Below are 1,001 nucleotides of genomic sequence, written 5' to 3'. Positions count from 1 at the left end.
GAGCGGGGCGCTGCCGCGGCGGCCCCTGCTGCGCTGGTGGTGCCGCTGGCGCCACCTCCCCTCCCCGGTGTCGGCGTCCGAGCTGATTGCCGCGGGCCTGCGGCCTGGACCGGCCCTGGGGGAGCGCCTGCGGGAGCTCCGGGGGGAGCGGCTGCGGGGCGAACGGCTCTGAGCCGTCGCCGCGAATGGCGGGCCCGACAGGTCCCCTAGGGTCACCGGGCATCGGCTTCCCCTGCGCCGAATGACAGCGTTGAGCGAACCCTTTCTCCCGCTGCTGCTGGCCGTCGCAGCACCGCTGCTGTGGGGATGGCGCTGGCGACGTCCCTGCTGGCAGATGCTGGTCCTTGGCATTGGCTCCTGGGCCGCCATCGGCTGGCTGTCGCTGTTGCCGGGGGGGGCCACGCTGCGCCAGTCCTACGGCCTGCTGGTCGTCCTCGACCTGCTCCTGGTGGCGGCGACCCTGGCCATCCGGCCGCGCCGCTGGTGCCGGCGGCTGACCGACCCGGCCCTGGTCCGCCCGTTGCTGGCGGTGCTGGCTCCCGCCCTGATCTGTGCGCTGGCGCTCGGTCTGCGGGGGGTGGTCATGGAGTTCCCCTCCGATGGCTTCGTCTACTACGCGACCTACTTCGGCAGCGATCTGCTCGACACGGTGCGCCTCGACCCGTTGCGCTACCGCTCGCCGGCCAACTGGTTCTTCACCGCAGCCAGCTATCTGTTCGGCTTCCCCGAGGCCCTGGCCCCGGGGCGGGCCGGCCTGCTGGCGGCACTGAACACCTTCCTGGTGCTGGCCGCCAGCTGCCAGCTCAGCCTGCGCCTCAGCGGTCGGGTGGCCTTCGGTTGGCTCACGGCCCTGCTGTTCCTGCTGGGCATGGGGCATCAGAACTTCTCCTTCTTCCACCAGATCGCCCTCAACGGCACCTTGCCCGGGCTGGCCCTGGTGCTGGCCGCCGCCACGCCGCGGCTGGGGCTGCTGCAGCGGCCGCGCTGGCCCGGTGCCCGCC

General features: G+C 73.2%; 1 protein-coding gene and 1 pseudogene. Both read left to right on the top strand.

All coding sequences use genetic code 11. The features are described from left to right. Positions 1 to 172, top strand: a pseudogene (locus tag VB737_RS07260) (CCA tRNA nucleotidyltransferase); the annotation flags it as partial. Between the two features lie 69 nt (positions 173 to 241). Beyond that, a partial coding sequence (locus tag VB737_RS07255; protein ID WP_500312246.1) for a hypothetical protein occupies positions 242 to 1,001 on the top strand: 760 nt, incomplete at its 3' end.

It is taken from the genome of Synechococcus sp. BA-120 BA3 (assembly GCF_034931285.1).
In the GTDB taxonomy this organism is placed as follows: Bacteria; Cyanobacteriota; Cyanobacteriia; order PCC-6307; family Cyanobiaceae; genus Cyanobium.
Note: the sequence above shows the minus strand (reverse complement) of the source record. Positions and strands in the feature narration are given on the sequence as shown.